Source organism: Mesorhizobium sp. M4A.F.Ca.ET.020.02.1.1, from assembly GCF_004022645.1.
GTDB lineage: Bacteria > Pseudomonadota > Alphaproteobacteria > Rhizobiales > Rhizobiaceae > Mesorhizobium.
In genome coordinates this window covers 1-5173 of record NZ_RZOI01000443.1, presented here as the reverse complement: position 1 = coordinate 5173, position 5173 = coordinate 1, and the positions used below count along the sequence as shown (strand labels likewise).

General features: G+C 65.0%; 4 protein-coding genes and 2 pseudogenes. 5 read left to right on the top strand and 1 reads right to left on the bottom strand.

Features of this window, described 5'->3' with window-relative positions; all coding sequences use genetic code 11:
* The 4 genes and pseudogenes from EN742_RS23570 to EN742_RS23555 form a co-directional block, all read left to right on the top strand.
* Positions 1 to 349, top strand: a pseudogene (locus EN742_RS23570) (LysM peptidoglycan-binding domain-containing protein); the annotation flags it as partial.
* Positions 350 to 508: 159 nt separating this feature from the next.
* Entirely contained in the window at positions 509 to 1573 is a 1065-nt protein-coding gene (gene hemH / locus EN742_RS23565; RefSeq protein WP_128333341.1) for a ferrochelatase, read from the top strand.
* Between the two features lie 136 nt (positions 1574 to 1709).
* Positions 1710 to 2657, top strand: a complete 948-nt coding sequence (locus EN742_RS23560; protein WP_127407345.1) for an SPFH domain-containing protein — start codon at positions 1710 to 1712, stop codon at positions 2655 to 2657.
* Positions 2658 to 2698: 41 nt separating this feature from the next.
* Positions 2699 to 3163, top strand: a complete 465-nt coding sequence (locus EN742_RS23555; RefSeq protein WP_126058425.1) for an NfeD family protein — start codon at positions 2699 to 2701, stop codon at positions 3161 to 3163.
* A 158-nt stretch (positions 3164 to 3321) separates the two neighbouring features.
* On the opposite strand, the gene EN742_RS23550 is transcribed toward EN742_RS23555, so the two are convergent.
* The gene (locus tag EN742_RS23550) at positions 3322 to 4323 is read right to left on the bottom strand and encodes a KpsF/GutQ family sugar-phosphate isomerase (protein WP_127423006.1); all 1002 of its coding nucleotides are present in this window, start codon (positions 4321 to 4323) and stop codon (positions 3322 to 3324) included.
* A 319-nt stretch (positions 4324 to 4642) separates the two neighbouring features.
* Here EN742_RS23550 and EN742_RS23545 point away from each other — a divergent pair.
* Positions 4643 to 5173 (top strand): annotated as a pseudogene (locus tag EN742_RS23545) (hypothetical protein); the annotation flags it as partial.

Below are 5173 nucleotides of genomic sequence, written 5' to 3'. Positions count from 1 at the left end.
GGCGGGGGCGGCCCCCGCCGAGATGCCCGCCTTGCCTGCCAATTCGGGCGACATCGCCACGACACCGCCGACGGTTCCGGCGGAAACGGCCCCTGCCGCGCCTGCGGCGGAACCCGCCAAGCCCGCGGAAGCGGCCCCTGCCCCGGCTGCCGAGCCGGCAAAGCCGGCCGAGGCGACGCCTGCAGAAGCCAGCCATGTCATCGTCGCCGGCGACACCTTCTGGGATTTGGCGAAGAAGGCCTATGGCGACGCCACCAAGTGGAAGCTGATCTCGGGCGCCAACAAGGATTACGAGCCGCATCGGCTGCCGATCGGCGGGACGCTCACCATCCCGCCCGCGGCGAAATAGCTCCTGCCGCGGCAGGTCGGAGGCCCACCCGGGCAACGGGCGGGCTTCTGCTTTCGGGCCAGGGCGCCGCGAGGTGCGGCCAGACGCAGCATTGAAAACCGCCGCCGCATCGTTAGTTTCGCCGCGCCACCGCCGGTTTCGCGGTTCCCGGAGATCCTGATGACGCTGTCCAGCCCACTCGCCCCCAAAGCCGCGAAGACGGCCGGCCCGCTGCCGGCGGGTTCCGTGCGGGTCAAGGCCGGCAAGGTCGGCGTCATGCTGATCAATCTCGGCACGCCCGACGGCACCGAGTTCAGGCCGATGTGGCGCTACCTCAGGGAATTCCTCTCCGACCCGCGCGTCATCGAGCTCAATAAGGCGATCTGGTATCCGATCCTCTACGGGTTGGTGCTGACGACACGGCCGAAGAAATCGGGCGCCAACTACGCCAGGATCTGGAACCGGGAGAAGAACGAGTCGCCGCTGCGCACCTTTACGCGCGCCCAGGCGGAGAAGCTCGCCAAGGCGCTTGGCGACCTGCCGGATGTCATGGTCGACTGGGCGATGCGCTACGGCAACCCCTCGACCGCGAGCGTCGCCCGAGGACTGGTCGAGCAGGGCTGCGACCGCATCCTTTCCTTTCCGCTCTACCCGCAATATTCGGCGACAACCACCGCGACCGCCAACGATCAGCTGTTCCGCGCGCTGATGAAGATCAGGCGCGCGCCGGCGATCCGCAGCGTGCCGCCCTACTATGACGAGCCCGTCTACATCGAGGCCCTTGCCTGCTCGATCGAACGGCATCTGGCGAGCCTCGACTTCGAGCCGGAAGTGGTCATCGCCTCTTATCACGGCATCCCGAAACCCTATTCCGACAAGGGCGATCCCTATCAGGCCCATTGCCTGGAGACGACGAGGCTGCTGCGCGAGAAGCTTAGCTGGGACGAGAAGAAGCTGATCACCACCTTCCAGTCGCGCTTCGGCGCGCAGGAATGGCTGCAGCCCTACACCGATGTGACGGTCGAGAAGCTCGCCAAGGAGGGCGTCAAGTCGATCGCCATCGTCAATCCCGGCTTTTCTGTCGACTGTATCGAGACGCTGGACGAGATCGGCCGCGAGGCAGCCGAAACCTTCCACCATGCCGGCGGCGGGAACTTCGCCCACATCCCCTGCCTCAACGACAGCGACGAGGGCATGGCCGTGATCGAGGCGCTGGTGCGGCGCGAGCTGTCCGGCTGGGTGTGACCCGCTTCGCCGCCACAGCTTGAAACCGGTGCGCAAAAGCCTCCGCTATTCAATATTCGTGATCACCTGATTGTAACGCTGCGGAAACACACTTAAGTGATTTCGTGAAGTCGGCGCCTATTGAGGGAGAAACGAAATGGGCTTCAGCGGTTTCGATATTGCCATCATTGTTCTTGTCTTCCTGGTCATCATCCTTCTTTTCAAAGGCATCAGGACGGTGCCGCAGGGTTACAACTACACGGTGGAGCGTTTCGGCCGTTACACCAAGACACTGACGCCGGGTCTCAACATCATCAACCCCATCTTCGAGCGCATCGGCGCCAAGATGAACATGATGGAGCAGGTGCTTGATGTCCCCACGCAGGAGATCATCACCCGCGACAACGCCATCGTCGGCGTCGACGGCGTCGCCTTCTACCAGGTCCTCAACGCCCCGCAGGCGGCCTATCAGGTCGCCGGGCTGCAGAACGCCATCCTCAACCTGACGATGACCAACATCCGCACCGTCATGGGCTCGATGGACCTCGACGAATTGCTGTCCAACCGCGACGCCATCAACGAGCGCCTGCTGCGCGTCGTCGACGAGGCGGCGCATCCCTGGGGCATCAAGATCACCCGTGTCGAGATCAAGGACATCAACCCGCCGGCCAACCTGGTTGAATCGATGGGCCGCCAGATGATGGCCGAGCGCGACAAGCGCGCCCAGATCCTGGCCGCCGAGGGCCTCAAGCAGTCGCAGATCCTCGAGGCGGAGGGCCGCAAGGAAGCAGCCTTCCGCGATGCCGAGGCGCGCGAGCGTTCGGCCGAGGCCGAAGCCAAGGCGACCCAGGTCGTGTCCGAAGCCATCTCCAAGGGCGACGTGCAGGCGCTCAACTACTTTGTCGCCCAGAAATACACTGAGGCCTTGACCAGGATCGGTTCGGCCTCGAACAGCAAGATCGTGCTGATGCCGCTGGAGGCGTCGTCGCTGATCGGCACGCTGGGCGGCATCGGCGAGATCGCCAGGGAAGTCTTCAAGGCAGACGGCCCGTCCGGTACGCAGCGAGGCTCGCGGCCGCCGGTAGTGCGCTCCGGCGACAATTGATGGTCTCCACGATTTGATGTTTCCGCTCTGGGAGAGCGCACATGATTGATCGCATCATTTCCGAACTCGGCCCTTGGAACTGGATGGTCCTGGGCTTCGTGCTGCTGGTGATGGAAGTCGTCGCGCCCGGCGTCTTCATGCTGTGGATCGGCATCGCCGCCCTGATCGTCGGCGCGGTGTCGCTGCTCATCTGGGACGCCGCCTTCTGGACCTGGCAGCTCCAGGTTCTGGTCTTCCTGGTCCTGTCGCTGATCTCGGCCTTCGTCGGCAAGAAACTGGTCGGCGGTCGTCATGACGACGCCGATCAGCCGCTGCTCAACCGCCGCGGCGCGCAGATGGTCGGCCGCACCGCGACGCTGGCCGAGCCGATCAAGAACGGCCGCGGCCGCATCCGGCTGGGCGACACCCTGTGGCGCGTCTCCGGCCCGGATCTACCGGTCGGCACGCAGGTGCGCGTCACCGGCGCGGCCGATACCGATCTGGAACTGACCGTCGAGGCGATCTGAGGCGAGACCCTGATCAGGGCGTGTTGAGATTCAGGTCAGGCCGAGTCGGGAACGCCGACTTCGGAGAACCGGAGCGGAGCGTACTCGAAAGCACGTGAGCACCGGAAGCGCAGGACGTCCGCGTCGCAGGCCGGCATCGCCTGTATATCGACATACCCCTAAGCCGCGCCGATACGCAGCAGATCATGCAGGTGGACGAGCCCGACGGGGCGTCCGCCCTCCACCACCATCAGGCTTGTGATAGCGGAGGCGTTGATTGTCTGCAGGGCAGTCGCCACCAGCGTGTCCGGCGTCGCCGTCTTCGGTTTCCTGGTCATCACCTGATCGACGCTCATTGCCAGAAGGTCGTTGGCGATATGACGGCGGATATCGCCGTCGGTGATGATGCCGATCAGCGCACCATCGGTGCCGGTGATCGCCACGCAGCCGAAGCCCTTGCGCGAGAGTTCGACGATCGCCTCGCTCATGCCGGTGCCCGACGGCACCAGCGGCAGACGCTCGCCGACATGCATGATCTCGCGCAGCTGCGTAAGATTGGCGCCGAGCTGTCCGCCCGGGTGGAAGGTGCGGAAATGGTCTGGTGTGAAGCCCCGCGCCTCGAGCAGCGCAATGGCCAGCGCATCGCCCGTCACCAGTTGCAGCAGCGCCGATGTCGTCGGCGCAAGCCCGTGCGGACAGGCCTCCGGCGCGGGCGGCAAAAGCAGCACCACGTCGGCTGCGCGCGCCAGCGCCGAGGTCTCGCCGGACGTGATGGCGATAAGCGGGATCGCAAATCGCTTTGCATAGGCGACGATGCCCATCAATTCCTTGCTCTCGCCCGACCACGACATGGCGATGATGGCATCATCCTTGGCGATCATGCCGAGATCGCCATGATTGGCTTCCGCCGGATGGACGAAGAAGGCGGGCGTGCCGGTCGAGGCGAGCGTGGCGGCGATCTTGGAGCCGATATGGCCGCTTTTGCCGACGCCGGTGACGATGACGCGGCCCTCGATGCCCGAAATCAGCTCGACGGCGCGCGCGAATGGCGCGGCCAGCCCGTTCTCGAGCGCGGCGGCAAAAGCAGCCATGCCAGCCTGCTCGGTCGCCACGGTTCTCAGCGCCGAATCGATCGAAGCCTGCCTGTCCGGGCGCTTCTTTTCTGGGGACCCCGCATGCATGGCTGATGCGCTTAGCGCTTTGCCGCCCGCCTGTCCAACAGAAATGGCACCTGATGCAGGTCGCCCAAAAGTGCGCGGCGGTTTTGGGAAACATGCAGAAAGCAAAAAAGCCTGAAGCCCGTCGCCTGCATCCGTTTCCACGCGCCGCGCTCTAGGTTCGATCCAGGTCTTTGCCCGTGGCCCAATATCCAATGGCGCCAGCCCCGAAATCCGGGACACCGAATGCGTGAGAGAACCGCCCGCCTCAACCCTCCGTTAACCATCCCCATTTACGGTTCGGTAAGTATGGCGCGCCTGCGCCGCGCTAGCAGTGGTGACGATGACTGAGGCCCAGCCTGAAACGAAAAGAGGTCGAACGGGCAAGGCCGTCAGCACGCTGCTGCTGGCGGCGAGCGTTCTTGCCTTGCTGCGGCCGATGCCGCTCCAGGCCCAGGAAACCGAACTGCGCGGCGAGGTTTCGGAATCAGCGATCCTGTCGGACCAGCAGCGCAAGGTCAGGCAGATGAGCAGGGCTCGCGCCCAGGATCAGAACACGCCGCAGACTGCGACCGCCGACGCCCCGGCCGACGCCTATTCGCCGGCAAGTTCCGGCGCGGTGCCGGACGATACTGATGCGGCAGCCCCCGACGAAAGCATCTTCGAGCAGCCTGCCGCCACCGACGATCCGTTCGCCGACAACCCAGCTCCGCCCAAGCCGCGCCGGACCCCGACCGCCAGGCAGCGCGCCGACGCCACGGGCAAGATGGCGGACGACAAGGATACGGCTAAAAAGAACAAGACAAACGCCGCCGACAAGAAGAAGACCAAGCAGCAGACCGACGCAACAACGACCAGGGCCACTGCCGACGAC